This is a genomic window from Mycolicibacterium peregrinum (assembly GCF_001665625.1).
GTDB classification, from domain to species: Bacteria; Actinomycetota; Actinomycetes; order Mycobacteriales; family Mycobacteriaceae; genus Mycobacterium; species Mycobacterium peregrinum_B.
Genome location: NZ_LZSY01000005.1, coordinates 26,559 through 53,541, shown reverse-complemented (window position 1 = coordinate 53,541; position 26,983 = coordinate 26,559). Strand labels below are relative to the sequence as shown.

Sequence of the window (26,983 nt, the reverse complement as noted above, 5' to 3'; positions counted from 1 at the left end):
GTCAGCAGCCCTTGAGCCGCACCGCCAGGTAATCCGACACCTTGTCCAGCGCGATGCGCTCCTGGGTCATGGCGTCGCGCTCACGGATGGTGACCGCATTGTCCTCCAGGGTGTCGAAATCGACTGTCACGCAATACGGGGTGCCGATCTCATCCTGGCGGCGGTAGCGCCGGCCGATCGCACCGGCGTCGTCGAATTCGACGTTCCAGTTACGGCGCAACTCCGCGGCCAGGTCGCGGGCCTTGGGTGACAGGTCGGCATTGCGCGACAACGGCAGCACCGCGGCCTTGACCGGGGCCAGGCGCGGGTCGAGCTTGAGCACCGTGCGCTTGTCCACGCCGCCCTTGGCGTTCGGGGCCTCGTCTTCGGTGTAGGAGTCGACCAAAAACGCCATCAGCGAGCGGGTCAGACCGGCTGCCGGCTCGATCACGTACGGCACGTAGCGGGTGTCGGCGCCCTGGTCGTAGAACGACAGGTCGACACCGGAATGCTTTGCATGCGTGGACAAGTCGAAGTTTGTCCGGTTGGCGATGCCCTCCAGCTCACCCCACGGGTTGCCGGCGAAGCCGAACTTGTACTCGATGTCGACGGTGCCGTCGGAGTAGTGCGACAACTTCTCCTTCGGGTGGTCGTACAGACGCAGATTGTCCCGATTGATACCGAGGTCGACGTACCACTGCAGCCGCGTCTCGATCCAGTACTTGTGCCACTCCGGCGCGGTCGAGGGCTCGACGAAGAACTCCATCTCCATCTGCTCGAACTCGCGGGTGCGGAAGATGAAGTTGCCCGGGGTGATCTCGTTGCGGAAGCTCTTGCCGATCTGGCCGATACCGAATGGCGGCTTCTTGCGCGCCGTGGTCACCACGTTCGCGAAGTTGACGAAGATGCCCTGGGCGGTCTCCGGGCGCAGGTAGTGCAGACCCTCCTCCGACTCGATCGGGCCGAGGTAAGTCTTGAGCATCATGTTGAAGTCGCGCGGCTCGGTCCACTGCCCCTTGGTGCCGCAGTCGGGGCAGACGATCTCGTCCATGGAGACAGAGTCAGGGTCATCGAGACCCTTCTTGGCCGCGTAGGCCTCCTGCATGTGGTCCTGGCGATGACGCTTGTGACAGTTCAGGCACTCCACCAGCGGGTCGTTGAAGACGTCGACGTGACCGGAGGCCACCCACACCTGGCGCGGCAGGATGATCGCGCTGTCGAGGCCGACGACGTCGTCGCGGCCCGTGACCATCGACTTCCACCATTGGCGCTTGATGTTCTCCTTGAGCTCGACACCCAGTGGGCCGTAATCCCACGCGGACTTGGTGCCGCCGTAGATTTCTCCGGACTGGAAGACCAGGCCGCGGCGTTTCGCCAGGTTCGCAACGGTGTCGATGATGGATGCCACGGTGCATCAGAGTAGCGACCGGCGCGCCGGCAGCGATAATCCACCGCGCCCGGCGGAGCGGTTGACATGCAATATCGCGCATGTATCCTGACCCGTAATGGAAACGATTTCCAATTTCACGGCGAATCAACACGACGACGCACGCGGACACAGCACCGCGCCGGCGCCGGAGTTGCCCCCGCGCGAGGTCCTCGACACCGCGGGCGAGCTGTTGCGCGCGCTCGCCGCCCCGTTGCGGATCGCGATCGTGCTCCAGCTGCAGCAGTCGGCGCGCTGTGTGCACGAACTGGTCGACTCGCTCGACGTGCCGCAGCCGCTGGTGAGTCAGCATCTGCGGATCCTCAAGCAGGCCGGAGTGGTGTCCAGCGAGCGCGCGGGACGTGAAGTGCTTTACCAGCTGGTCGACCACCACCTGGCCCACATCGTCGCCGACGCCGTCGCCCACGCCGGCGAGGACCACCGGTGACGGGCGCGGTCCGGTCCACCCGGCAGCGTGCGGCCATCGCCGACCTGCTCAACGAGACCGACGGATTCCGCTCAGCCCAAGAGCTGCACGACGAGCTGCGCCGCCGCGGCCAGGGCATCGGACTGACCACGGTGTACCGCACCCTGCAGTCGATGGCCAACACCGGCAACGTCGACACGTTGCGCACCGACACGGGAGAGTCGGTCTACCGGCGTTGCTCCGAGGACCACCACCACCATCTGGTGTGCCGGGCCTGCGGCGCGACCGTCGAGATCTCCGGCGGCCAGGTCGAGGCCTGGGCCGCCGACGTGGCACGCGAGCACGGTTTCTCCGACGTCAGCCACACGATCGAGATCTTCGGCATGTGCCGCGGCTGCGGCGACGGGGTCAACTGACCGGCTTTCCGCCACGGCGCTTCACGCAGGGGCACTAAGCCCGATCGCGAACCAGCGCGAACACGGCATCGCGGGTGAGCGGCGCCAACTCCACGTCACCGGGCGCGTGGGGGTCGATCCACGTCATCTCGTCGATCTCGGCCTGCGGCCGAGGCTCGCCGTCCAGGCTCACCCGGTAGAGCCACGCATCGACCGCATGGCCGGGTTCATTGGCGGCAGGTGCGGTGAAGTGGCCGAGCTCTTCGGCAGCCGGAACATCAAAACCGACGCCGAGCTCCTCCCGAACCTCCCGGGCCAACGCCTCGATCGGCTGCTCCCCCGGCTCGATCTTGCCGCCGGGCTGCATGAATGCCGTCGTACCGCGCTTACGGACCAGGAGCAGCCGGTCGTCCTCACCGAGCACCACGGCCGCGACGATGCGATTGACCGGCCGGCTCACGACATCAGGTCCCGACGCACGTCGGCGCCGGTGGCCAGGACCATCAGGATCAGGGTGCGCAACGCGTCGTCGGTGAGCCCGGCCGCCGGAAAGTTGTAGCGCAGCATCACGTCGGCCACCTTCTTGGCCGGCCGCTTACGTGCCGCACCTTTGGGCGTCGCGCCGTTAGTCGGAGTGTCGACCAGCTTCTCCACCAACACCACCGTGCCCAGCATGGTCTTGCTGGCATGCTCGGACACCCGCTCGCGAATCTTGTTGTTCAGCGGCAGATCCCACGCCAACGGCTGCGTCAGCGAGACCATCTCCAGGTCCTCGGCGATGGCTACCACCCGCACCGAGGCCACCGAACCGTCGACCGTCACGGTCAGCGCGTCGTCGTCTTCCTCGACGACGGACATCACCTCGCCGAGCGCCGAGGACAACTGCTGCAGGAGGCCGGGCATGTCAGGCCCTGCCGAAGCGACGGTTGCGGTTCACGTACTCCTCGCAGGCGGCCCACAGGTCGCGCCGGTCGTAGTCCGGCCACAGCTTGTCCTGGAACACGAACTCGGCGTACGCCGACTGCCACAGCAGGAAGTTGCTGGCCCGCTGCTCCCCCGACGTCCGGATGAACAGATCTACGTCGGGGATGTCGGGGCGGTGCAGATGCTTGGCGAAGGCAGCCTCGGTGATCCGGCCCGGGTTGATCTTGCCCTCGGCAGCTTCGGTGGCCAGCGCCTGCGCGGCCTCGACCAGCTCGGTGCGACCGCCGTAGTTGACGCAGTAGTTGACCGTGATGACGTCATTACCGACGGTCATCTGCTCGGCGATGTCGAACTCTTTGATGACGCTGCGCCACATCTTGGGCCGCGACCCCACCCAGCGCATGTTCACGCCCATGGCGTTCAGGTTCTCCCGGCGGCGACGCACCACTTCCCGGTTGAACCCCATCAGGAACCGGACCTCTTCGGCGCTGCGCTTCCAGTTCTCCGTGGAGAAGGCGTAGACGCTCAAGTGTTTGATGCCCAATTCGATCGCACCGCAGGTGATGTCGATCAGCACCGCCTCACCCATCTTGTGGCCCTCGGTGCGGCCGAGACCACGCTGGGTGGCCCACCGACCGTTGCCGTCCATCACCACGGCGACGTGATTGGGTACTTGATCCGCCGGGATGCGAGGCGCGACGGCTTTGGACGTGTGTTGGGGCGGGCGGGCGAAGCGGCCGTTGGTGCCGGCCGGAATCTCGGGGAAGACGACGGGCCAGGTCGAGGTGTCCGGAAAGACCGGATAGTCCTCAGGCGCCGGGGGCAGCTGTGGGTAGGTCTGCTTGTCCCGCTTCAAAGCCATGGGTCATATCCTGCCTGACCAGCGTGGCGCGCTGCTCGGCGACTGTCCGATCGATCCGGTACACCCGTTCGACCAGAGGCAATGTCCGCAACTGGCGCTCCAGGTGCCACTGCAGGTGCGCGGCGATCAGCCCGCTGGCCTGGCTGCGATGCGTCGATGAGGACGCCTCGGCGTACTCCCAGTCCCCCTCGTGCAGCGCCGACATGAGTTCCAGCACGGGTTGGGGCGGAGTACTGGATCCGCTGGGTCGACAGTGCACGCACACACTGCCGCCGGCCGCGACGTGAAATGCCCGGTGGGGACCCGGCGCGGCGCAACGGGCGCACTCTGTCAGGGCCGGCGCCCACCCGGCGATCGTCATCGCCCGCAGCAGATAGGAGTCGAGCACCAACTCGCGGGCCCGGCGGCCGTCGGCGACGGCCCTCAGCGCGGCCACCGTGAGCCGGTGCAGGTCGGGCATCGGTGCCCGCTCCTCCCCGGCCAGCCGCTCGGCGGTCTCCAACATCGCGCACGCACTGGTGTAGCGGCCGTAGTCACTGACGATGTCGGCGGCGAACGCGTCGATGGCCTGCACCTGGGTGACGATGTCGAGGTTGCGCCCCGGATGCAGCTGCACGTCGATATGGGCAAACGGCTCCAGCCGCGCGCCGAACTTGCTGCGGGTACGCCGAACACCCTTGGCCACCGCGCGCACCAAACCATGGTCGCGGGTGAGCAGGGTGACAATCCGGTCGGCCTCGCCGAGCTTGTGCTGGCGCAGCACCACCGCCCGGTCCCGGTACAGCCGCATCGTGACAGTGTCGCACCATGGCCGGACAGGTTCCGTTACGCACCGCCGATATCCTCGAAAGTGATGGCCAAATTTGCGACTTCCGACCCTTTTTCCCGCAAGCCCCCCACCCGTTTCCCCACCCTGACCAACCAGCTCTATCAACTCGCCAGCGGCGCAGTCACTTCTGAGCAACTGGTACAGGAGTCGCTTCACGCCATCACCGCGAGCCAGTCCACCCTCAACGCATTCCGCGTCGTGCTGACCGAGCAGGCGCTGGCCGACGCCGCCAAGGCCGACACGGCTCGGGCAGCCGGCAAACAACTCCCGCTGTTGGGAATCCCCATCGCGGTCAAGGACGACGTCGACGTCGCCGGGGTGCCCACCCGGTTCGGCACCGACGGCTCCACCCGCGTCGCCACCGACGACGCCGAAGTGGTGCGCCGCCTGAAGGCAGCAGGCGCGGTGATCGTCGGGAAGACCAATACCTGCGAGCTCGGACAGTGGCCGTTCACCGGCGGGCCGGGGTTCGGCCATACCCGTAACCCGTGGTCGCGCAAGCACAGCCCGGGCGGATCCTCCGGCGGCAGCGCCGCGGCCGTCGCCGCGGGCCTGGTGGCCGCGGCCATCGGATCCGACGGCGCGGGCAGTGTCCGCATCCCCGCCGCGTGGACGCATCTGGTCGGCATCAAGCCGCAGCGCGGACGCATCTCCACCTGGCCTCTGCCCGAGGCGTTCAACGGCATCACCGTCAACGGGGTGCTGGCTCGCACCGTCACCGACGCGGCCCTCGTGCTCGACGCCGCATCCGGTAACGCCGACGGCGATCTGCACAAGCCCGCGCCGATACAGGCCGCAGAACACGTCGGCCGCGCGCCCGGGCCGTTGCGGATCGCGATGTCGACGAAGTTCCCGTTCACCGGTTTCCGGGCCACACTGCACCCCGAGATTCGCGCGGCGCTGCAGACCACCGCCGATCACCTCGGTCAGCTGGGCCACACCGTGGAGGAGAAAGACCCCAACTACAGCCTGCGGATGTCCTGGGACTTCCTGGCCCGCTCCACTTCCGGCCTGCTGGACTGGTCCGACCGCCTGGGCGACGTGGTCTATGACGAGCGCACCGCCACCAACATGAGGATCGGCCGGCTGCTGTCACAGGACGTGCTGCGCAAGGCCCGGGCACACGAGGCCGCCGTGCAGCGCCGCATCTCCTGGATCTTCAACCTCGTCGACGTCATCATCGCGCCGACCACGGCCCAACCACCGCCGCTCACACACGAATTCGACCGCCGCGGGTGGTCTGCCACCGAACGCGCCGCGATCGCCGCCTGCCCGGTGACCTGGCCGTGGAACCTGCTGGGTTGGCCGTCGATCAACGTGCCCGCCGGGTTCACCTCCGACGGGTTGCCGATCGGCATCCAACTGATGGGGCCGGCCGACAGTGAGCCGTTGCTGATCTCGCTGGCCGCCGAACTCGAGGCGATCACCGGCTGGGCCGCCGAGCAACCTGAAGTCTGGTGGACCGCCCCGTCGCAGACCGATGCATCCCAGGCTGCCGCCGCGATCAACGCGCTCGACGGGTAGGCGAACTTCTGACCGGAGGTGAGAAATCGGTCGTGTAGCGTTTTTCCGGGCGATCGAATGTGTGGGCAGGGGGCAACCGCAGTGAGCTATCCGGATCCGTACTATCCGCAACAGCAACCTGCACCGGGGCCCTATCCGCCGGCTCCGCCCGGGCCGCAGGGATATGGCTACCCGCCCAACGCTTACCCGCCCAACGGTGGTTACCCACCGGCTCAGCCCTACCAGGCTTACCAACCGTACGGCGCGCAGCAGCAACCGCCGTACTACCCGTCGCCCGCTGCCCCTCCGTCCACAGCCGAGCGTGACAACGGCACGACCTGGCAGATCCTCGATGGCCTGTTGTTCCTGTTCAACGGCCGCTCGATGCGGAGCCTCGGCAGAAATCCACGGGAACGGGTCATCGCCTGGCTGGCAATTGTGGGCATCACTCTCGCCGGAATCGCGATCATGGTGCTGGTTATCGTGTTGGCGAGCAGATAGCGACGACCGCTGAGCCGATCAGAACCCCAGTCGCCCCAGCTGCTTCGGATCGCGCTGCCAGTTCTTGGCAATCTTGACCCGCAGGTCGAGATAAACCTTTGTGCCGAGCAGCTTTTCGATCTGGGTGCGCGCGGCGGTGCCGACTTCGCGCAGCCGCGCCCCGCCCTTGCCGATCACGATGCCCTTCTGGCTGTCACGTTCGACGTACAGGATCGCGTGGACGTCGATCAGATCGTCACGGCCTTCTCTCTCTTCGACCTCCTCGATGACAACAGCCAGCGAGTGCGGCAGCTCGTCGCGCACGCCTTCCAGTGCTGCCTCGCGGATGAGCTCGGCCATCAACACTTCCTCGGGCTCGTCGGTGAGCTCGCCGTCGGGGTAATAGGCAGGCCCCGGCGGCAGTTTGGAGACGAGGACATCGGTGAGCACATCGAGTTGTTCGCCCGCGGTGGCCGAGACCGGCACGATGTCGGCATCCGGTCCCAGGAGTTCGCTGACGGCCATCAGCTGTTCGGCGACGCGATCCTTGGGCACCTTGTCGATCTTGGTGACGACGGCAATCAGGGTGGTCCTCGGTGCCACCGCGCGGATCTGCTGATAGATCCAGCGGTCCCCTGGGCCGATGCGCTCATCGGCGGGGATGCACAGACCGATCACGTCGACCTCGGAGTAGGTGTCCTTGACCAGGTCGTTGAGCCGTTGCCCGAGCAGGGTGCGTGGACGGTGCAGACCGGGGGTGTCGACCAGGATGATCTGGAAGTCGTCGCGGTGCACGATGCCGCGGATGGTGTGACGGGTGGTCTGCGGCCGGTTCGAGGTGATCGCGACCTTCTGGCCCACCAACGCATTGGTCAGCGTCGACTTGCCGGTGTTGGGCCGGCCGACGAAACAGACGAAGCCGGAACGGAATTCGCTCATACCGGCGTTCCCGCCCGATCGGTGACGATCACCGCGGCGTTCGCGGACAGCTCCCGCACCGCAGCGACACCTGCGTCGTCGGCGGAGCCGCCGACCAGCACCGCGGCCTCGATTCCGGTGGCACCGCTGGACACTGCGGCGGCCACTGCCGCCTGCAGGGCGGTCAACTGCAGCGCCGCGAGGGTCACCGGGGCGCCGGCGTAGGTGCGACCGTCCTGGTCGCGCACCGCCGCGCCGGTGGGAGCCTCGGCGCGGCCCATCGCGCCGCGGGCCAGCACGACGAGCTTGTTGTCTTCTGCGTCAAGCTCACTCATGGCTATCTCGGGTCTCCTGTTTCTCGGATTCAGCTGGGCTGACCAGAACTGTGCCGATCCGCACCCGACCACGGTGGTCGGAACCGCCCTCGGCGCGCAACCGTAGACCGTCCCAGGTGACTTCGGCGCCGGGCAGCGGCACCCGGCCCAGCTCGAAGGCGACCAGGCCACCGACGGTGTCGACGTCGAGATCCTCGTCGGGCTCCATTTCGTAGAGCTCGCAGAGGTCTTCGAGCGGCAGCCGCGCCGACACGCGGTACCGGTGCTCACCGAGGTCCTCCACCGGAACGACCTCGCCGGCGTCGTACTCGTCGACGATCTCGCCCACGATCTCCTCGAGCACATCCTCGATGGTGACCAGACCGGCGATCGCGCCGTACTCGTCGACGAGCAGCGCCATGTGGTTGCGGTCGAGCTGCATCTCCTTGAGCAGTTCGTCGAGCGGCTTCGAGTCCGGGACGAACACCGCCGGGCGCATCACTTGTGCCACATTGGTGTCACGACCGCCGTTGGTCGAGTAATAGGTCTGCTGGACAAGGTCTTTCAGGTAGACGACGCCGACGATGTCGTCGACGTTCTCACCGATCACCGGGATGCGGGAATGCCCGCTGCGGACCGCCAACGACGTCGCTTGGCCTGCCGACTTGTCGCTCTCGATCCACACCATCTCGGTGCGCGGCACCATGACCTCACGGGCCGGGGTGTCGCCGAGTTCGAACACCGACTGGATCATCCGGCGTTCCTCGTCGGCGACGACGCCGCGCTGCTGGGCCAGATCGACGACTTCGCGCAACTCGATCTCGGAGGCGAACGGGCCGTTGCGGAAACCGCGGCCGGGAGTCAGGGCGTTACCGATCAACACCAGAAGGCGGCTGATCGGCGTGAGCAGCACCGAGATCGCCTGGAGCGGCAAGGCCGACATCAGCGCGATGGAGTAGGCGTTCTGCCTGCCGACCGTGCGCGGGCCGACGCCGATGGCCACGAAACTCGTCACCACCATGATCGCGGCCGAAGCCACCAGACCCCATCCGACACCGAGATGCCCGTCCAGGAAGGAAGCCAACAGCACGGTCGCGGTGATCTCGCACGTGATCCGTAGCAGTACAACGAGATTGATGTAGCGAGGCCGTTCGGCTACCACCCGGCTGAGCCGGGCCGCACCCGGACGTTCCTCACGGACCAGTTCTTCGATGCGCGCGATCGACACGGTCGAGAGGGCGGCGTCGATGGCGGCGAACAGGCCGCCGAACGCGACCAGCACCACGGCACCGAGCAGCGGAAGTAAGCCCGTCACGGTTCGTCGAAATATCGGGACTTGTCGAGCAGGCGCTGGTCTTTCTCGCTCTGCCGGTCGGCGTGGTACGCCTCCACCTGATCAGCCACCCATTCCTCGAGAAGCTGACGCTGCAGCGCGAACATCTCTTTTTCCTCGTCCGGCTCGGCGTGGTCGTAGCCGAGCAGATGCAGCACGCCGTGCACGGTCAGCAGGGCCAACTCCTGACCGAGCGAGTGCCCGGCCTTGGCCGCCTGTTGCTCGGCGAACTCCGGGCACAAGACGATGTCGCCGAGCATGGCCGGACCCGGCTCGGGCGCATCCGGCCGACCCCCGGGCTCCAGCTCATCCATCGGAAAACTCATCACATCGGTCGGACCGGGCAGGTCCATCCAGCGCATGTGCAGGTCGGCCATCGCCGCACTGTCCAGCAGCACCATCGACAGCTCAGCCGCCGGGTTCACGTCCATCTTGGCGATGACGAAGCGCGCGACGCTGATCAGCTCGTCCTCGGAGACATCGATGCCCGACTCGTTGGATACCTCGATGCTCATGATCGGCGGGGCCGTCCGTTCGATGAACGGCGTTGGGCACGGTTGAGCAATGCCGGCTCCTCATGTCGGGCGTACGCGTCGACGATCTCGGACACCAGGCGGTGCCGCACGACGTCGGCGCTGGTGAGTTCGGCGAAGTGGATGTCGTCGATACCGTCGAGGATGTTCATCGCCGCCCGCAGGCCCGAGGTGTTGCCGCCGGGCAGATCCACCTGCGTGATGTCGCCGGTGACAACGACTTTGGACCCGAACCCGAGACGGGTGAGGAACATCTTCATCTGTTCGGCGGTGGTGTTCTGCGCCTCGTCGAGGATGATGAACGCGTCATTCAACGTCCTACCACGCATGTACGCCAGCGGCGCGACCTCGATTACCCCGGCGCTCATCAGCTTCGGAATGAGCTCGGGGTCCATCATGTCGTGCAGTGCGTCGTACAGCGGCCGCAGGTACGGGTCGATCTTCTCGCTCAACGTGCCCGGCAGGAAGCCGAGGCGCTCACCGGCTTCCACCGCGGGGCGAGTCAGGATGATCCGGCTGACCTGCTTGGTCTGCAGGGCGCTGACTGCCTTGGCCATCGCCAGGTACGTCTTGCCGGTACCGGCCGGGCCGATGCCGAACACGATGGTGTGCGCATCGATGGCGTCGACGTAGCGCTTCTGGTTCAGCGTCTTGGGCCGGATGGTCTTGCCGCGGCGGCTCAGGATGTCGAGCGTCAGTACCTCGGCCGGGGACTCGTCCTCGGCGCCGGTCAGGATGGCGACGCTGTGTCGCACCGCCTCGGGGGTCACCGCCTGGCCGCTGGAAGCTACGGCGATCAACTCGGCGACCACGCGCTCGGCCAGTGCCACGTCGGCCGGTTCGCCGGTAAAGGTGATTTCATTGCCGCGCGCATGGATATCGGCAGTCAGAAGTCTTTCGAGTGCCCGCAGATTCTCATCAGCCGAGCCGAGCAGGCCCACGATGATGTCGGGCGGAACAGTGATGCTGCTGCGGACCGATTCAGATGCGGTGGCCGACGAGTCAGCGGTCGTGTCGCGGGGCGTCACGTGGAGTTTGTGCCTGCTTTCCGTGTTTTCCTGACGGCCGGCTGCCGTCGTATTGTGGCCAGTTTACCGCTGGTCAACGACGCGCCCCAATGGTTAGGCGCGCCGACGGTGATCGGCGCTCTGAACGGCATGCGAATCTGGCCGGTGATGTGCCCGCCGGGCCCTGTGGCGAGCGTGTCGCCTGTCCTCGCATTTCCGCCTTTGGAGCACAACAGGCTGCACATTCGTCACAGTGCTCAGCGATGCCTACATGAACTCCGGACGTTCCTATCAGCCTGCAAACGCATCCAGCTTGGCCTGCACCGCGTCGTTGTCCGGGCGGGCGTACGCTTTCCGCGATCCGCGCTCGTAGGAGATCAGCTGGGTACAGCGGTCGGCGGTCCCGGGGACGGTTTCCCCGCTCTTGATCACCTTGCCGGTCCTGGCCTCGCGAAACGTGATCTCGTATTCGACGGAGTAGTAGTCGACTTTGATCTTGTTCCCGTCGTCGTCGTCGACGCACTGGACGGATTTCACCTCGCTGCCCCGCTTTCGCTCCAGGCAGGCGACGACATTTATCTTGGAGAAGTCGTCGGACATTGCCGAATCGGAGGCCGAGAGCCAGATTTCATCGATGAGTCCGAGGCCCTTGAAGTAGGCGACGGCGTTGTACGGCTTGGCGTATTCCGCGGCGTTGGTGATGTGGTCGTTGTCGCACACCTGGGAGAAATCAGATGCCGACTGGGCGACCCGGTCCTGCCCCTCACCACTTACCTTGACGACCATGTAGCCCATGAATCCGACGAACGAGATGCTCACCACGGCAATGACCGCGACGATCACGATGCCGAGGCGCGATTTCTTCGGCGGCATCGGCGGACCGGCCTGAGGCCACTGCGGCGGCTGCCCGTACGAGGGCTGGCCGTAGGGCTGGCCGAATGGCCCCGAACCACCCGGCGCCCCGGGCCACTGCGGCGGTTGCGGTGGGGGCCAGTGCGGGGGCTGCTGCTGCCCGTAGGGGCCATGGGGTGGCGGGCCTTGCGGCGGCAAACTCACGAATAGAGCGTAATGCCCGGCCGGGCTGACCGTCGGCGCTAAATCGCCCATCGTCCGGTCAGCGCACCGATCGCGCCCAGCGCGACGGCTGCGGCCGTGGACGTCCGCAGGACGCTCGGGCCCAACCGGACGGCCCTGGCTCCGGCTGCGGCGAAAGCGGCGATCTCTTCGTCGGCGATGCCGCCTTCGGGCCCGACGATCAGCATCAGTGAATCCGCCTGGGCCAGCGGCAGTTCGGCCAGTGGCTCGGTGGCGGATTCGTGCAGAGCGAGCACCACTGCACCGTCGGCCACGGCGTCGGCGATGCGCTGGGTGAGCGCAGCCGTGGACAGCACACCTTCGACTGCCGGGATGTAGGGACGACGGGACTGCCGGGCCGCGGAGCGAACCACCGCTTCCCAGCGGCGCAGGCTCTTTTCCACCTTCGGGCCCTCCCAGCGGGCCACACACCGAGTTGCCTGCCAGGCGACAAACCCGTCCGCGCCCGCCTCGGTTGCCAGCTCGACGGCCAGCTCCGAGCGATCGGACTTGGGCAGCGCCTGCACCACGGTGACGCTCGGGCGTGCGCGCGAGATGTCGACCCGCTCGATCACCCGCGCCGACAACCGGCCCTTGGCGGTGTCCTCGACGACACAGTGGGCCAGCGTTCCGGCACCGTCGCTCAGGTCTATCTGCTCGCCGGCCCGGATGCGTCGGACATTGGACGCATGAAAGCCCTCGTCGCCGTCGACGACGGCGAGCTCCCCCGCGCCAGGCAGCGCGTCGACGTAGAAAAGCGCTGAGCTCACGTGGCAGCCCGCGGCGTCAGCGGCCGGTGAACGTCTCGCGCAAGCGGCTGAACAAACCGCCGGAACTCGCAGAGGCCTGCGTCGAGCGCACCTCCGCGACGTCGCGGGCCCGGTTCTCCTTCAGCTTGCGCAGCAGGTCGGTATCGGTGCTGTCCAGTCTCGACGGCACCACCACATCGATGTGGGCATGCAGGTCACCGCGGACCCCGGACCGCAGATGCGGCATACCGTGCCCGCGCAGTGTCGTCACCGCACCGGGCTGGGTACCGGCCGGAACGGTCAGTTCGGTCGGCCCGTCGAGGATCGCGTCGACGGTCACCGTGGTGCCGAGGGCGGCGTCCACCATCGGCACCGAGATCGTGCAGTGCAGGTCGTCGCCGTCGCGGACGAATGTCTCGTGCTGCTTCTCGTGGACCTCGACGTACAGATCGCCTGCCGGCCCGCCGCCGGGTCCGACCTCACCCTGCGCGGCGAGTCGCACCCGCATGCCGTCGCCGACCCCGGCCGGGATCTTGACGCTGATCTCACGGCGGGCACGCACCCGGCCGTCGCCGCCGCAGCGGTTGCACGGATCGGGGATGACCTCACCGATTCCCCCACATACGGGGCACGGACGGGTCGTCATCACCTGTCCCAGCAGCGAGCGCTGCACGGTCTGGATCTCGCCGCGGCCGTCGCAGGTGTCGCAGGCGACCGGCTTGGAATTGCCGTTGGTGCCCTTGCCCTGACACAGATCGCACAGCACCGCGGTGTCCACGGCCACCTGCTTGGTCACGCCGGTGGCGCACTCCGCGAGGTCCAACCGCATGCGCAGCAGTGAATCGGCGCCGGGACGGACCCGGCCGATCGGTCCGCGCGACGAGGTTCCGCCACCGAAGAACGCCTCGAACACGTCGCCGAGCCCACCGAACCCGCTGAACCCACCGGGCGCGCCGCCGACCGACTCCATCGGGTCGCCGCCCATGTCCACGATGCGGCGTTTCTCCGGATCCGACAGCACCTCATAGGCGACCTGGATCTCGGTGAACCGGCTCTGGGCTTCCTCGTCGGGATTGACGTCGGGATGCAGCTCACGCGCCAATCGCCGATAGGCACGTTTGATCTCTGAATCGCTCGCGCCTTTGCTCACTCCGAGCAAGCCGTAATAATCGCGTGCCACGCTGACCTTGCCTGACCTTTCTGTGCCGGATCGACCGGCTGCCTTACCGAGTACCTAGGACTTCGCCGATATAGAGAGCAACCGCCGCGACATTGGCGATCGTTCCCGGGTAGTCCATTCGGGTGGGACCGACCACACCCATTCCGCCGTACACCTTGCCCGAGCTGCCGTACGTGGTGCTCACCACCGACGTCCCCAGCATCTGCTCGGCCTCGGTCTCATGACCGATCCGCACGGTTACCTTGCCCGCTTCCTGCTGGGCCGCCAACAGCCGCAGTACCACCACCTGCTCTTCGAGCGCCTCCAGCACCGACCGCAGCGATCCGCCGAAATCGGCGGTGTTGCGGGTCAGGTTGGCGGTGCCACCCAGCAGCAGTCGCTCTTCGGTGTGCTCGACGAGCGTCTCGACCAGAACTGTCGCCGAGCGGCCGACGGCATCCGCCAGTGCGCCGTGGCCGTTGAGGTGAGTGGCCAGATCGCTCACTGCGATCGACGCCGCTGTGAGTGGCTTGCCCTCCAGCGCCTGCCCCAGCATCTCGCGGAGTTTCGACAACTCATGCTCGTCGATGGCATCACCGAGCTCCACGATGCGCTGATCGACCCGGCCCGAATCGGTGATGACCACCAGCAGCAACCGGGCCGGCGTCAGTGCCACCACCTCGAGGTGACGCACGGACGAGGTGGAAAGCGTCGGGTACTGCACGATCGCGACCTGCCGGGTCAGCTGCGCCAGCAGCCGCACCGCGCGCCGCAGCACATCGTCGAGGTCGACCCCGGACTCCAGGAAAGACAGGATCGCCCGACGCTCCGATGAAGACAGCGGCTTGACGTTGTCGATCCGGTCGACGAACTCGCGGTAGCCCTTCTCGGTGGGCACCCGGCCCGAGCTCGTGTGCGGCTGGGTGATGTAGCCCTCGGCTTCGAGCACCGCCATGTCATTACGGACCGTGGCGCTCGATACGCCGAGGTTGTGACGGTCCACCAGAGTCTTGGAGCCGATCGGCTCCTTGGTGGCCACGAAGTCGGCGACGATGGCCCGTAGCACCTCGAAACGACGCTCGTCGGCACTCCCCACCTGTTCACCTACCCTTCGCAGCAGCGACGTGTGCATTTAGCTCGGTTCATTTTACTGACCAGCAGCAGGTTTACCGATTCTGCGGTGACAGGTCCACACCAGCACGCCGGGCGACACCGGCGCGGGCGCTTACCCACAAGCGTATTAACCTAGGCAACTATGCCGATGGCAACACCGCGCGCTACTGCGACGGAGGCGGGCCGGCGATGATCTTCAAGGGCGTCCAAGAGGGCAAACCGTACCCGGAGCACGGGCTCTCCCACCGGGACTGGTCCCGCATCCCGCCGCGGCAGCTGCGCCTCGACGAGCTGGTCACGACCACCACGGTGCTCGCTCTCGACCGGCTGCTGTCCGAAGACTCGACCTTCTACGGCGACCTGTTTCCGCACGCGGTGAAGTGGCGCGGCGACATCTACCTGGAGGACGGGCTGCACCGGGCCGTGCGTTCGGCGCTGCGGAACCGCACCATCCTGCATGCCCGGTTGTTCGACATGGACGCGCTCGCCCCGACCCCGGCGTGACCCGCCGGCGGTCTCGGTCGGCTGCTAACCGACCAGCGCCTCACGCAGGCTGCGGGGCCGGATGTCGGGCCAGTTCTGCTCGACGTAGCTCAGGCACTCGGCGCGGCCTGCCGCACCGAAGACCACCCGCCAGCCTGCGGGCACCTCGGCGAACGCCGGCCAGAGGCTGTGCTGGTCCTCATCGTTGACCAGCACGCAGAAGGCGCCGTTCTCGTCATCGAACGGATTGGAACTCATCGAGTCTCCTCATCGAGGGGTGGACCAGGTTCGCACCCAGTACCCGGTCGGACAACAGGCCGAGACAACTCAGGTTGGGAAAGCCGGGGCCCTGGGTGAGCCCGGCCAGTCCCGGCAGGAACAACTTCGGGAACACATCGGTCAGTGCCAGGTCATGGCCGATGTGCTCCTGCAGCGAATCACTGCTCAGCGGACCGCCGAGGCCGAGCTCGAGTAGGTCCAGCGCATCCTGGCTGAACAACGGGGCGAACCACAACGAGTCGGCGCCGGACCCGTCGATCACCAGGTCGAAGCCGTGCACGGTCTCGACCGCTTCACCGCCGGTGTTGGTCGACAACGTCAACCGGATCCGCTCGTCGCGGGCCACTGCGTGTGCGACCCGGCCCCGCAGGTGACGGATGCGGTCGTCGGCCAGCAGGGCATCCTGTACCCGCGCCGAGAACACCCCACGATCGGTGCGGGCCAAGGCATCCCGGCGCTCGGCCAGGGTCAGCCCGGTCCACCCGGTCGGATCGGAGAACAGGGTGTTCTCGAAGAATCCCTCGCCGCGGGTGAACAGGGTGACCGTCGGTGAGATCACGGTGATCGTCGAAACCCGGTGGCGGAACAGCTCGTTGAGCATCGAAGCGGCCGTCTCGCCGCCGCCGATCACGGCGACTCGCTCCGCGGTGATCATCTCGTGCTTGCCGGCCTGATGCCAGAACTGGGCGATCGACATCACCCGGGGGTTGCCCGGCAGCACCGAACGCTCGGCCTGACCGGGCCCGGTGATCATCAGGCCGTCGGCGCACACGGTGCCCTCGGCGGTGCGCAGCGCCCACCGGGGGGCACCTGTCGAACTGTCGGCACCGCCGGCGTCAGTTGAATTGCCGGCACCGCCGGCGTCACCATCGACCGAGATCTGTTCCACCTCACCGAGAACCACGTTCATCCCGACGTCCTCGGCCACCCACCCGAGATACTGGCTCCAGCGCCGGTGGGTCGGTGCGGGCCGGCCGCGGTCGACCCATTCGGCGAATCCACCGGTGGCGATCAGGTAGGCCTGCCAACTGTGCCGGGTCATCCGTTCGTCGAGTTCGGCGTTACGCCGCGACACCAGAGACGACCGGTAGGGGAAGCCGACGTCCTTCTCGGGCCCGGTGCCGAGGCGATGGTTGCCATCGGTCCAACCACCGACGGCCTGCCAGTTGGCGGCCACCCCGGCACGTTCGACGACGACGACCTCGGGGGCCGGCACGCCCATCGCCCGCAGTTCGGCGGCCTTGGCCGCCACCGCAATGGCCTTGGGCCCGGCACCGATGACGGCCAGGGTGGGGGCCGATGGGGTACTCATGGGGTCACCTCTCGCAACACCTCTCGTAATGCGTCCAGCCACATCTCCTGCAGGGTGGCGATGTCCTCGGCCGACAGAATGTCGGGCAAAGTCCGCCACTGGGTGCCGAGCACGGCCGATCCGTCGCGGTCGATCACCGCGGCCATGATCGTCAGCTCATGGCGCACAGCGACATTGGGTTCGGGAATCGGGGTCACCCCGGTCTGCAACGAACGGTCCTGCAGCAGGGCGTGATCAGCCGCGTCCAGTTCGATACGGCCCAGATAGTTGAGCAGCACCTGCGGATCCCGGTGGGCGCCGAGCCGCCGGCCGGTGTCCTCGCGCAGGTACCGCAGCAGGCCGTAGTCGATGGCGTCGCCGGGGATGGCGGCCACCTGCGCGACGACCCCCCTTACGTCGTCGGCGGTCAGCCGCAACGGATAGATCATGCTGAGCAACCCCGCGGTGTCGCCGGTATCGACCTCGCCGTGACCGGACACCACGGCATCGGACCGGCCGTGGGTTTCCAGCGCCAGCAGTGGCGCCGGGGTCGGCTGACCACGGTGGCGGCGCCAATTGGTCAGCGCCCGAGCGGTTACCGCGGCCAGCACCTCGGTCACCGGCAATGCGCCGGTGAGCAGTCTGGCCGTCACGTCGGGTTCGGCGAAGGCCATCTTGATGGTCACCCCGGCCATCCGGTCGGCGGCCGGATCGATCCGGCGCGCACCGATGTCCGGATCGCCACCGTCGAATTGCCGCTCCCAAAAGCCGCAGGTGTCGAGCGTGGCCGCCCGGTCCGAGAGCAACCGGGACCACTGCCGCAACGAGGTGTGTTCACGCACGGGCAGCGGCGTCCGGCCGGAAGCGAGCGCATGCCAGGCATTTTCGAGCTCGCCGACCAGGATCCGCCACGATGCCGGGTCCAGGGCCAGCACGTGGGCGGTGAGGATCAGCAGCCCGCCGTCCGTCCGCGGGTGATGCAGCCACACCGCGTCGAGCATCGACCCGTTCTGCGGATCGAGGCGCTGCACCGAAAGGTCGGCCTGTTCGGCCACCGCGGCTTCGAGCTCACCCGACCCGGTCGCCTCCGACAGCACCTCACCGCGCTCATGCGGCACGAGCGTCAGGGCCTCAAGGTCCAAACGGGTGCGCAGCACCTCATGCCCGTCGATCACGTTGCGCAGCAGGGTTTCCAGCTGTGCCCGGGTGATCCCGCCGGGCAGCCGGAACACCTCGGTCTGGGCGAGCCGGCGTGGGTCGCCGTACTGGTACAGCCAGCGCCCGTTCGGCAGCAGCGGGATCGGGGTGGTGTCGGGTGCGGCTTGGTCGGCCGCATCTCGGTCCTGCGCGACGGCGTCCGCATCGGCATCGATCGCGGCCGCGAGCTCGCGGACTGTCGCACAGTCCAACATCAGGCGGGCACGCAATGCCACGCCACGGCGCCGCACAGCCTGGACCACCGACAGGGCCACGATGCTGTCCAGCCCGAGATCGAGGAAGTCGGCGGTGACGTCCACGCCCGCGCCGTCAGCGGTCCCCAGCACCTCGGACAGCACCTGGGCCAGCAGCCGCTCGGTGTCGGTGGCGGGGTGCTCGGCCCCTTCGGAGCGTCCGCCGGTACCCAGCGCCGCCAGCGCGGCGTCGTCGACCTTGCCGTTGGTGGTCAGTGGAATCTCCTCGACGGCCACGATGTGGTGGGGGACCAGATGTCTGGGCAGGGTGTCGGTCAGCATTCCCCGTAGCTCGGTGACCGGGGTGTCGGTGACCACATACGCGACCAGTCGCGGCCCGCTGCGGTGCTGCCGTACCGCCACATGGGCGTGCCGCACCCCTGGATGGGCGTGCAACGTCGCGGCCACCTCGCCTGGCTCCACCCGGAAACCACGGATCTTGACCTGATCGTCGCTGCGGCCGAGGAATTCAATGCCACCCGACTCGGGATTCCGACGCACCACGTCACCGGTGCGGTACATCCGGGCACCGGGCGTGAACGGATCGGCGACGAACCGTCCTGCCGTTTCCCCCGGTCTGCCGAGATAGCCGCGGGTCAATTGACCACCGGCCAAATACAGTTCGCCGCACACTCCGTCGGGAACCGGGCGAAGCCAGCTGTCGAGGACGTAGGCCGCGGTCGACTCCGTGGGACGCCCGATACCGGGCTGCGCATACTCGGCGATGGCCGCGACGACGGCTTCCACCGTGGTCTCGGTCGGGCCGTAGCAGTTGTGGGCCGACATCCCGGTGCGCTCGCATTCGGCCTGGATCCCCCGCCAGGTGGCGGTGTCGATGGCCTCGCCGCCGAGCGCGAGCACCGCCAACGGCACCTGGGTGAGCAGGCCGGCCGCCCGCAGGGAGGCGAACATCGACGGTGTGGTGTCGATCATGTCGATGGCGAAGCGCCCGATGGTCTCCACCACGGCCTCGGCGTCGCGCTGCACCTCGTCGGAGACGATGTGCACGGTGTGCCCGTCGAGCAGGGCCGCCAACGGCTGCCAGGCCGCATCGAAGGTGAACGACCACGCGTGGGCCACTCGCAGTGGACGACCGAGGCGCTCGGCCGCCGGCCGAAGCACCTGGTGGGCATGGTCGGCGCAATAGGCCAACAGCGCCTGATGGGTTCCGATGACGCCCTTGGGTTTTCCGGTCGTACCGGAGGTGAAGACAATGTAGGCGCCCTGCCCGGGGTGGACCGGTGCGGGCCGGTAGTCGGTGGCCGCTCCGGAATCGACAGATGCCAGCAGGGTTTCGTCGACGACCAGCGGGTGGCGGCCTGAGCCGATCTGGCGGAGGATCTCGGCAACCCGTTCCTCGGGCATGGCCGGATCCAGTGGCACGATCATCGCGCCCGCCTTGAGCACGGCGAGCATCGCCACGACGTAGTCGGGCCCACGTCGCAGCCGGATCGGGACCGGAGTCTCGACGGACATTCCACGGCGGATCAGCGCGGCAGCCAGGCGGTCGGCGGCCTCGTCGAGTTCGCGATAGCTGAGCTCTCCGCCGTCCCAGCTCAGGGCCACCGAACCGAGGCGTTCGGCGGCGGTCTCGCTGAACGTGGTGTGGAAGCCGGTGTGGGAATCACCGGCCTGCTGGGTGATCGGTGGCGCACCGACGGGCCGCGGCTCGTCATCGAGGGTGACCGCGACCTCGCGCAGCGGACGCTCCCAGCGCTCCAGCAGCCGCTGGACCACGGTCAGCACCCGTAGTCCCAGAGCACGCGGGTCGAGCTGTCCCAGTGCCCCGCCGAGGGTTTCGACGAGCACCGTGAGGCGGCCGTGGGTGGGATGCGCGGCGATGGTGACCGGGAAGTGGGACAGGCTCTCCAACGCCGCGGGCCGCAACACGGCCTCGCCGAGCGCGAACTCGTCGCTGCCGACCAACCCGCCGGGCGGGAAGTTCTCGTAGACCAGCAGAGTGTCGTACAGCTCGCCGATCCCACCGAGTGAACGCAACTCGGTGTGGCTCAGGTAGCTGTGCTCGCGCAGCTCGGCGGCCTCCCGCTGCAGCGCCAGGCACTGACCGCCGACCGGAAGGCCGGGGTCGACCCGGACCCGCAGCGGCACAGTGTTGATGAACAGGCCGACCATCGACTCGACACCGGCCAGCTCGTCCGGGCGGCCCGACACCGTGACGCCGTACACCACGTCGGTGCGGTCGGTGAAGACCGAAAGAATTGTCGCCCAAGCCATCTGGAACAGGGTGTTGACTGTGACGCCGCGTTTCCGGGCGGCCTCGAAGATCGCGGCGGACTGTTGCTCGTCGAGGGTCACCTCGGTGCGGGCCGGCAGACCCGGCTCGGCCGCCCGTCCGGACAACGCCGGCGACAGCAAGGTAGGGGCGTCCATGCCGTACAGATGTGCCTGCCACCGTGCCCGGCTGTCCGCCTGATCGCGCCCGGCCAGCCAGCCGATGTAGTCGCGATAGGGGCGCACCGCCGAGGGCAGCGCGGTCGCGTCTCCCTTCGCCCCGTAGAGCGCGATCAACTCACCGACGAACACCGGCAGCGACCAGCCGTCGATCGCGATGTGATGGGCGACGATCACCAGTCGCCAGTGTTGCCCGGGCTTTTCGATGAGCAGGAATCGGATCAGCGGCCCTCGACCCAGGTCGAAGCGCCGGGCGCGTTCCTCGGATTCCAGGGCGAGCGCCTGCGCGTCGTCGGCCTGCACGTGCCGCCACGGCAGTTCGACGGCCGACGGGACCACTGCGACGGGGCGGCTCAGGTTTCCCTGGAAGAAGCTGGCCCGCAGGTTCGGATGGCGCACCAGCATGGCTTCGGCACTGGCCCGCAGCAATCCGGCGTCCACTGCCCCGTCGATGTCGGCGGCCATCGCGATGAGGTAGGGGTCCGCCCCCTCGTCTCCTTCGGTCAGCCCGGCCAGCGAGTACAGCCCCTGTTGCAGCGGGCTGAGTGCCAGGACGTCCTCGACGCCGGGCGGCGTTCCGGTGGTCGTCATGTCGAGATCCCCTGGTCCTGTCCCCATCCCGCGGTCAACGCGGCAAGCTCGTCGGGCGACAGGCCCGAGGCGGACATCGGCTCATGGTGCACGTCGGCGGTTGCGGTGCCGTCGTCGTCACCCGCGCGGTCGATCGCGGCGGCCAGATCCGCGAGCCCGGGATGTTCGAACACCATGCGGGCCGTCATCGCCACACCGGCATCCCTGGCCCGCGCCGCGAGTTGCACGGCCAGGATGCTGTCGCCGCCGAGGGTGAAGAAGTCGTCGTACCGGCCCACGTCGGTCGCACCGAGCAGGGTCACGAGCATCGCCGCCAGCGTCACCTCGGTCGCGGTGGCCGGCGGCTCGGCGGGCGCCGTCGTGGTGATGCGCGGACGGGTCAGCCCGGCAGGTTCGATGCTGTCGACGACCGTCAGCACCGCACCGACGAATTCCTCTGGCAGCGCAGCTCGCACGGTCTCCAGGACGGTCTCGGTGTCCGCAGTTCCGGGCTCGAGGACCAAGTAGCCGGCCACGGTGGTGGCACCGCGAGTCTCCCAATGCCGGGTTGCCGCAGCGGCCACCCCGTCGATCCCTTCCAGGACAGCCTGCAGACGCGGTTCACCGGTGGTGATGGGCTCCAGCCGGCCGTCGACGGTCCAGCGGGCCCGGTCCCCGGTGCGATACAACCGCCCGTCCCCGAAGGGGTTGGGCGCGAAGCGATCGGCACCGACGCCGGTGGCCGCGCCACCTGCCTCGTCCACCGCACCGCCAGCGTAGTAGACGTCACCCACGACACCGATGGCCACCGGTTGCCGCCATTCGTCCAGCAGGTAGACGCGATCTGCGCCCTCGGTCTGCGGCAGCCCGGCCGGCGGCACCGCCTTGCGGCTCCAGTCATCGACCAGCAGGTCGCGTTCGGCCGTATCGAGCACCGCGATGTCGCGCACCGTCTGGTCGGCATCACCGGCGAATGCCCCGACGATGCGGTGCAGCCAGTCCACGAGGCGCGCTGCGGTGGCCGCCTCGTAGAGCTCGGTGCGGTAGATGACGGTGGCCCGATATCCGGCACCGGCTTCGGCAAAGAAGTTGAGCGACAGGTCCGCATGGGCCACGTCGAACGTGGGTTCCAGTGCGGTGAAAAGGGTTTCACCGTCGGCACCGGTATCGATGACCTGACTTGCCGGCAGGTCCTCACGCACGTGCACCACCACACCGAAAAGCGGATTGCGTGCCAGCGAGCGCACCGGGCTGACTGCGTCGACCACCCGGTCGAACGGCAGGTCCTGGTGCTTGTAGGCGGCCAGCGCCATGTCACGGGAACGCCGCAGCACCTCCCGCAGCGTCGGGTTGCCGGACAGGTCGTTGCGCAGCACCACGATGTTGATGAAGAACCCGATCAGCGCGTCGAGCTCAGGTGCGGTGCGTCCGGCCACCGGTGTGCCCAGCGCGATGTCGGTGCCCTGCCCGGCTTTGTGCAGGGCGATCGCAACGGCGGCCTGCAGCACCATGAACTCGGTGACGCCGAGTTCACGGGCGAGTTCGACGAGCTTGTCCCGGACGCCCACGTCGATGGTGAAATCGAGCGCCTTACCCTCTCCGGTCGGCACCGGCGGGCGTGGAAAGTCGGGTTGCAGGCCGTTCTCGATGTCATGGTCGGCCGACAGACCGGCCAGTTGCCTTGTCCAGTAGTCACGTTGCTCGGCGATCCGCTCGTCCGCGCCCGAAAGCACTTCGGCCTGCCAGTCCGCGAAGTCGGCGTACTGGACCGGTAGCGGTGCCCAGTCGGGTGCCGTACCGGCCCGGCGGGCGTGGTAGGCGGTCATCAGATCGGTGAACAACACTGCGCCCGACCAGTGGTCGGCGGCGATGTGGTGCACGATCAAAGACAGCACGTGCGCACCCGGAGTGGACAGCACCGCCGCCCGGATCGGCCACTCGTTCTCCAGGTCGAAGCAGTAGCGCCGCTCGGTATCGAGTTCGCCCTGCAACCAGTCCTCGCCGGAGCCGTCGACGCGACGGACCGTCACCGGGGCCGCGGGATGGATGATCTGGTAAGGGACACCGTCGATTTCGCGATAGGTGGTGCGCAGGATCTCGTGTCGGGCAACCACGTCGTCGACCGCCGCTGCCAGTGCCTCGACGTCGCAGGGTCCGGTCAGCCGGGCCGCGAAGGGCACATTGTTGACCGGGTTGGGTCCGTCGATGCGGAACTGGAACCACTGCCGGTGCTGGGCCGCCGACATCTGCGACGGTCCGGTGTGTTGTGCAGCCACGATCGGGGGCAGACCAACGCCGGTGCCCGAGGCCTGCAATTCGTCGACGCGAGCGGCCAGACCCGCCACCGTGGCGTTCTCGAACACGTCGGCCACGCCAAGGTCGACCCCGAATCGGGCCCGCACCGCGGCAACGAGTTTGGTGGCCAGCAGGGAGTGACCGCCCAGATCGAAGAACGAATCGTCGGCGCCGACACCGTCCCGTTCGAGCAGTTCGCCGAACAGAGCGACGATCTCGTGTTCGGTTTCGGTGTCCGGCGCGCGGAATTCGGTGGCCGAACGGATCTCCGGTTCGGGCAGTGCCCGCCGATCGATCTTGCCGTGCGCGGTGATCGGGATCTCGGCCAGCTCGACGAACGCGGCCGGGATCATGTATTCGGGCAGCGCGGCGGTCACCCTGGCCCGGATGCGGTCGATCTCGACCCGCTCGGCACCGGCGGCCGGCGTGATGTAGGCGACCAGGCTCTTGCCCAGCGACGGCAGATCGCTGACGACCACGACGGCCTGCCCGACCGACGGGTCGACGGAAATGGCCGAGGAGACCTCACCCAGCTCGATTCGGAAGCCACGGACCTTTACCTGCTCGTCGGCGCGGCCGACGAACTCGATGTCACCGTCGGCGTTCCGCCGAGCCAGGTCACCGGACCGGTACATCCGTCCGCCGGGATTGAACGGGTCGGCCACGAACCGTTCGGCGGTGAGTCGCGGGCGGTCGTGATACCCGTGCGCGACATGTGTTCCGCCGATGTAGATCTCGCCGATCACGCCGACCGGAACGGGCTGCAGCGCGTCGTCGAGCAGATGGATCGTGGTGTTGATCTTCGGTGTGCCGATCGGCACGATCCGGGAGCCCTGCTTGCCCTCCACCTTGTAACGGGTGCAGTTGAGCACCGTTTCGGTGGGTCCGTAGAAGTTGTGTAGCAGGGAATCGAAGGTGGCGAGGAACTTGTCGGCGATCTCGCCGGGCAACGCCTCGCCACCGATCGGCACGCGCTGCAGCGTGCGCCACTCGTTGACACCGGGCAGCGACAGGAACAGTCCGAGCAACGACGGGACGAAGTGCATCGAGGTGATGCCCTCGTTGCGCAGCAGATCGGTGAGGTAGCCGATGTCGCCCAGGCCGCCCGGCTTCGGGATCACCAGGCGCGCACCGGCGGCCAGCATGCCGAAGATCTCGCCGATCGACACGTCGAAGCTCTGCGAAGCCACCTGCAGCAGGCGTTCGTCCTCGGTGACCTCGTAATCGCCGCCGAACCAGACGAAGTACTCCGCGATCGGCCGGTGCGGCACCGGCACGCCCTTGGGCAGGCCGGTGGACCCCGAGGTGTAGATCAGGTACGCGGTGTTGTCGGGGCCCAGCGGGCGGATCCGCTCGGTGTCGGTGGGATCGGTGGCCGGATAGTTCTCCAGGCCGCCGACCGGCTCTCGCAGAATGGTTTTCGGGTCGGAGTCGGAGAGAATGTAGGTGAGTCGGTCTTCGGGGTAGGTCGGGTCGACCGGCAGGTACACCGCACCGGCCTTGACGATGCCCAGTGCCGTGATGACCAGCTCGGGCGACTTCTCCAGCAGCACCGCCACCCGGTCCTCGGTGCCGATGCCCTGCTCGATCAGCCAGTGCGCCAACCGGTTCGCCGACTCGTTGATCTCGCGATAGGTGTAGTGGCGACCCTCGTAGACCACCGCGACGGCATCGGGGGTACGGGCAGCCTGCTCTGTGACCAGCGCGCCCAATGTGGTTGCCGGCGTGTCGAACTGCTCACCGGTTGACACCGAACGCATCCACTCGGCGTCCTCGGCGGTGAACAGGTCCAGCGCGGCCAGCGGCCGGTCGGGCTCGGCGAGCGCACAGTCGAGCAGCACGGCAAAGTGCCGCAGCATCTGGGCGGCGAGGTCGGCATCCAGCACCTCGGTGAGATGTTCGGCCTCCACCACCGCGCCCTCGGCGTCGAGTTCGACCATGAAACCCAAGGGCAGCTGGGTGTGTTGGCCGCGCAGCTCGGCGCGTTCGCACGTCACGCCGTCCGGACGGAAGCCGCCGCCGTCGGGCTCGCGGAACCCGAAGCTCACCCGTGTCATCCGCTCGGCACCGTGGCGCCGGTCCGGGTTGAGTTCGGCCACCACCCGGTCGAGGTTGACCCGCTGATGGGTGAAGGCACCGATCGCGGTGTCGCGCGTGGCCTCGACCAGGTCCCGGAATCCGAGCGTGGCCTGTGGACGCAGTCGCATCGCCACCGTGTTGCCGTAGTAGCCGATGGTCTCGTCGGTGTCGCGGTTCAAAACCGGGGTGGCGACCAGGAAATCGTCCGTGTGGGTGTAGCGGTGGATGAGTGCACCGAACGCCGCGAGCAACACCATGTAGGGGGTGGCCCCGGTGTCGCGGGCCAGTGCCGCCACCTGCCGGACGGTCTCGGCCGACAACCGGACCGTGCTGCGCTGGGAACGAAAACCGCTGGGCACCACCGAACCCGCGGGGCCCGGCAGCTCCAGCGGCTCCGGCGGAGCGGCCAGCACCTCGCGCCAGTACGCCAGATCCGCATCACCGTCCGGAGCCTCGGATACCGGGACCCGCGGAGTCTCGCCGAGCTGCGCCCCGCTGTACGCCCGGGTCAGGTCGGTGAAGAACACCCGCCACGAGCCGTCGTCCCAGGCGATGTGATGCGCCACAAGCAACATCACGTGTTCGCTCGGGCCGGTCTTGATCAATGTGATCCGCACCGGCGAGTCGCTGCTCAGGTCGAAGGCCGTGCCGAATTCACGCTGAGCCAGCACCTCGAGGCGCAGCTTTCGCGCCCGCTCGGACTTGTCGGACAGGTCGTGCACCGTCCACCCCGGGGCCAGGTCATCGTGCACCGTCGCCGTCGGCTCGCCGTTCTCGTCGGCCCGGTAGGTGGTGCGCAGGATCGGATGCCGCCCCGCCACCGCAACCAGCGCGTCGTGCAGCCGCTCGGCGTCGACCACGCCGTCGAGCCGGTAGGACAGGCAGATGTTCAGCAGGACCCCGCTCGGATCGAAACCCTGCACGAACCACATCCGCCGCTGACCGTCCGACAGCACGGTGGGATCGACCGGCACGCCCGCGTCCGCCTGTCCGGGCTCCCCCGATGCTGACGCGAGGCCCCGCTCGGCAAGCCTGCGCCGCATCAGCTCCAGACGCGCGTCGGAGGTGCGGGGGGCAGCCGAATCGGCACTAACCATG

At 67.8% G+C, this 26,983-nt stretch carries 23 protein-coding genes; 5 read left to right on the top strand and 18 right to left on the bottom strand.

Going from position 1 to position 26,983, the window contains the following annotated elements:
- Window position 1: 1 nt before the first annotated feature.
- The gene (locus A5779_RS00510; RefSeq protein WP_064877906.1) at window positions 2-1,387 is read right to left on the bottom strand and encodes a glycine--tRNA ligase; all 1,386 of its coding nucleotides are present in this window, start codon (window positions 1,385-1,387) and stop codon (window positions 2-4) included.
- Window positions 1,388-1,484: 97 nt separating this feature from the next.
- On the opposite strand from A5779_RS00510, the gene A5779_RS00505 reads away from it, so the two are divergent.
- The gene (locus A5779_RS00505) at window positions 1,485-1,853 is read left to right on the top strand and encodes an ArsR/SmtB family transcription factor (protein WP_064877901.1); all 369 of its coding nucleotides are present in this window, start codon (window positions 1,485-1,487) and stop codon (window positions 1,851-1,853) included.
- Complete coding sequence (locus tag A5779_RS00500; RefSeq protein ID WP_064877899.1) at window positions 1,850-2,248, top strand: Fur family transcriptional regulator; 399 nt, start codon at window positions 1,850-1,852, stop codon at window positions 2,246-2,248. Before A5779_RS00505 ends, A5779_RS00500 begins: the two co-directional genes overlap by 4 nt.
- A 34-nt stretch (window positions 2,249-2,282) precedes the next feature.
- On the opposite strand, the gene A5779_RS00495 is transcribed toward A5779_RS00500, so the two are convergent.
- From A5779_RS00495 to recO, 4 genes are read right to left on the bottom strand one after another with little or no spacing between them, the layout of a single operon-like run.
- A complete protein-coding gene (locus A5779_RS00495; RefSeq protein WP_064877897.1) occupies window positions 2,283-2,687 on the bottom strand; it encodes an NUDIX hydrolase in 405 nt (134 codons plus the stop codon).
- Window positions 2,684-3,130: a hypothetical protein gene (locus A5779_RS00490; RefSeq protein ID WP_064877895.1), complete on the bottom strand. Its 447-nt coding sequence runs from the start codon at window positions 3,128-3,130 to the stop codon at window positions 2,684-2,686. Before A5779_RS00490 ends, A5779_RS00495 begins: the two co-directional genes overlap by 4 nt.
- A 1-nt stretch (window position 3,131) precedes the next feature.
- On the bottom strand, window positions 3,132-4,013 hold the full coding sequence (locus A5779_RS00485) for a decaprenyl diphosphate synthase (RefSeq protein WP_064877893.1): 882 nt from the start codon (window positions 4,011-4,013) through the stop codon (window positions 3,132-3,134).
- Entirely contained in the window at window positions 3,961-4,803 is an 843-nt protein-coding gene (gene recO / locus A5779_RS00480; RefSeq protein ID WP_064877968.1) for a DNA repair protein RecO, read from the bottom strand. The genes A5779_RS00485 and recO overlap by 53 nt, the downstream gene beginning before the upstream one ends.
- 63 nt (window positions 4,804-4,866) lie before the next feature.
- Here recO and A5779_RS00475 point away from each other — a divergent pair, with 63 nt between their 5' ends.
- Both A5779_RS00475 and A5779_RS00470 read left to right on the top strand, forming a co-directional pair.
- Window positions 4,867-6,366 carry an amidase gene (locus A5779_RS00475; RefSeq protein WP_064877967.1) on the top strand — a complete coding sequence of 500 codons (1,500 nt, stop codon included), beginning with the start codon at window positions 4,867-4,869 and terminating at the stop codon, window positions 6,364-6,366.
- A gap of 81 nt (window positions 6,367-6,447) precedes the next feature.
- Entirely contained in the window at window positions 6,448-6,846 is a 399-nt protein-coding gene (locus tag A5779_RS00470; protein WP_064877891.1) for a hypothetical protein, read from the top strand.
- 18 nt (window positions 6,847-6,864) lie between these two features.
- On the opposite strand, the gene era is transcribed toward A5779_RS00470, so the two are convergent.
- From era to hrcA, 9 genes are all read right to left on the bottom strand, one after another.
- Window positions 6,865-7,764 carry a GTPase Era gene (gene era / locus A5779_RS00465; protein ID WP_055115428.1) on the bottom strand — a complete coding sequence of 300 codons (900 nt, stop codon included), beginning with the start codon at window positions 7,762-7,764 and terminating at the stop codon, window positions 6,865-6,867.
- Window positions 7,761-8,078 (bottom strand): cytidine deaminase-like protein, encoded by a 318-nt coding sequence (locus A5779_RS00460; protein WP_055115430.1) that lies wholly within the window; start codon window positions 8,076-8,078, stop codon window positions 7,761-7,763. The genes era and A5779_RS00460 overlap by 4 nt, the downstream gene beginning before the upstream one ends.
- Entirely contained in the window at window positions 8,071-9,372 is a 1,302-nt protein-coding gene (locus tag A5779_RS00455; protein ID WP_064877889.1) for a hemolysin family protein, read from the bottom strand. Before A5779_RS00455 ends, A5779_RS00460 begins: the two co-directional genes overlap by 8 nt.
- Window positions 9,369-9,905 (bottom strand): rRNA maturation RNase YbeY, encoded by a 537-nt coding sequence (gene ybeY / locus A5779_RS00450; RefSeq protein WP_055115434.1) that lies wholly within the window; start codon window positions 9,903-9,905, stop codon window positions 9,369-9,371. The genes A5779_RS00455 and ybeY overlap by 4 nt, the downstream gene beginning before the upstream one ends.
- Window positions 9,902-10,951 carry a PhoH family protein gene (locus tag A5779_RS00445; RefSeq protein WP_064877888.1) on the bottom strand — a complete coding sequence of 350 codons (1,050 nt, stop codon included), beginning with the start codon at window positions 10,949-10,951 and terminating at the stop codon, window positions 9,902-9,904. Before A5779_RS00445 ends, ybeY begins: the two co-directional genes overlap by 4 nt.
- Before the next feature lie 270 nt (window positions 10,952-11,221).
- Entirely contained in the window at window positions 11,222-11,986 is a 765-nt protein-coding gene (locus A5779_RS00440) for a hypothetical protein (protein ID WP_165609722.1), read from the bottom strand.
- Window positions 11,987-12,024: 38 nt separating this feature from the next.
- Window positions 12,025-12,774, bottom strand: coding sequence for a 16S rRNA (uracil(1498)-N(3))-methyltransferase (locus A5779_RS00435; protein WP_064877885.1), 750 nt, complete (start codon window positions 12,772-12,774; stop codon window positions 12,025-12,027).
- Between the two features lie 16 nt (window positions 12,775-12,790).
- Complete coding sequence (gene dnaJ, locus A5779_RS00430; protein WP_064877883.1) at window positions 12,791-13,933, bottom strand: molecular chaperone DnaJ; 1,143 nt, start codon at window positions 13,931-13,933, stop codon at window positions 12,791-12,793.
- A 43-nt stretch (window positions 13,934-13,976) separates the two neighbouring features.
- A complete protein-coding gene (gene hrcA / locus A5779_RS00425) occupies window positions 13,977-15,008 on the bottom strand; it encodes a heat-inducible transcriptional repressor HrcA (protein WP_064877965.1) in 1,032 nt (343 codons plus the stop codon).
- Between the two features lie 206 nt (window positions 15,009-15,214).
- On the opposite strand from hrcA, the gene A5779_RS00420 reads away from it, so the two are divergent.
- Complete coding sequence (locus A5779_RS00420) at window positions 15,215-15,529, top strand: type II toxin-antitoxin system VapB family antitoxin (RefSeq protein ID WP_064877881.1); 315 nt, start codon at window positions 15,215-15,217, stop codon at window positions 15,527-15,529.
- Between the two features lie 24 nt (window positions 15,530-15,553).
- On the opposite strand, the gene A5779_RS00415 is transcribed toward A5779_RS00420, so the two are convergent.
- Genes A5779_RS00415 through A5779_RS00400 form a run of 4 tightly spaced genes read right to left on the bottom strand, consistent with a single transcriptional unit; the run spans window position 15,554 to window position 26,982 of the window.
- Window positions 15,554-15,766 (bottom strand): MbtH family protein, encoded by a 213-nt coding sequence (locus A5779_RS00415; protein ID WP_064877879.1) that lies wholly within the window; start codon window positions 15,764-15,766, stop codon window positions 15,554-15,556.
- Window positions 15,744-17,099, bottom strand: a complete 1,356-nt coding sequence (gene mbtG / locus A5779_RS00410; protein WP_064877877.1) for an NADPH-dependent L-lysine N(6)-monooxygenase MbtG — start codon at window positions 17,097-17,099, stop codon at window positions 15,744-15,746. The genes A5779_RS00415 and mbtG overlap by 23 nt, the downstream gene beginning before the upstream one ends.
- Window positions 17,096-21,532, bottom strand: coding sequence for a non-ribosomal peptide synthetase (locus A5779_RS00405; RefSeq protein ID WP_064877875.1), 4,437 nt, complete (start codon window positions 21,530-21,532; stop codon window positions 17,096-17,098). Before A5779_RS00405 ends, mbtG begins: the two co-directional genes overlap by 4 nt.
- Window positions 21,529-26,982 carry a non-ribosomal peptide synthetase gene (locus A5779_RS00400; RefSeq protein ID WP_236734602.1) on the bottom strand — a complete coding sequence of 1,818 codons (5,454 nt, stop codon included), beginning with the start codon at window positions 26,980-26,982 and terminating at the stop codon, window positions 21,529-21,531. The genes A5779_RS00405 and A5779_RS00400 overlap by 4 nt, the downstream gene beginning before the upstream one ends.
- Window position 26,983: the final 1 nt, after the last annotated feature.

Bases quoted from the DNA above. Each gene is read 5' to 3' on its own strand.
- recO (WP_064877968.1), bottom strand. From the start codon at position 4,803: ATGCGGCTGTACCGGGACCGGGCGGTGGTGCTGCGCCAGCACAAGCTC.
- A5779_RS00405 (WP_064877875.1), bottom strand. From the start codon at position 21,532: ATGACGACCACCGGAACGCCGCCCGGCGTCGAGGACGTCCTGGCACTC.
- A5779_RS00485 (WP_064877893.1), bottom strand. From the start codon at position 4,013: ATGGCTTTGAAGCGGGACAAGCAGACCTACCCACAGCTGCCCCCGGCG.
- A5779_RS00490 (WP_064877895.1), bottom strand. From the start codon at position 3,130: ATGCCCGGCCTCCTGCAGCAGTTGTCCTCGGCGCTCGGCGAGGTGATG.
- A5779_RS00460 (WP_055115430.1), bottom strand. From the start codon at position 8,078: ATGAGTGAGCTTGACGCAGAAGACAACAAGCTCGTCGTGCTGGCCCGC.
- era (WP_055115428.1), bottom strand. From the start codon at position 7,764: ATGAGCGAATTCCGTTCCGGCTTCGTCTGTTTCGTCGGCCGGCCCAAC.
- A5779_RS00475 (WP_064877967.1), top strand. From the start codon at position 4,867: ATGGCCAAATTTGCGACTTCCGACCCTTTTTCCCGCAAGCCCCCCACC.
- mbtG (WP_064877877.1), bottom strand. From the start codon at position 17,099: ATGAGTACCCCATCGGCCCCCACCCTGGCCGTCATCGGTGCCGGGCCC.
- A5779_RS00505 (WP_064877901.1), top strand. From the start codon at position 1,485: ATGGAAACGATTTCCAATTTCACGGCGAATCAACACGACGACGCACGC.
- A5779_RS00400 (WP_236734602.1), bottom strand. From the start codon at position 26,982: ATGGTTAGTGCCGATTCGGCTGCCCCCCGCACCTCCGACGCGCGTCTG.
- A5779_RS00415 (WP_064877879.1), bottom strand. From the start codon at position 15,766: ATGAGTTCCAATCCGTTCGATGACGAGAACGGCGCCTTCTGCGTGCTG.
- ybeY (WP_055115434.1), bottom strand. From the start codon at position 9,905: ATGAGCATCGAGGTATCCAACGAGTCGGGCATCGATGTCTCCGAGGAC.
- A5779_RS00420 (WP_064877881.1), top strand. From the start codon at position 15,215: ATGATCTTCAAGGGCGTCCAAGAGGGCAAACCGTACCCGGAGCACGGG.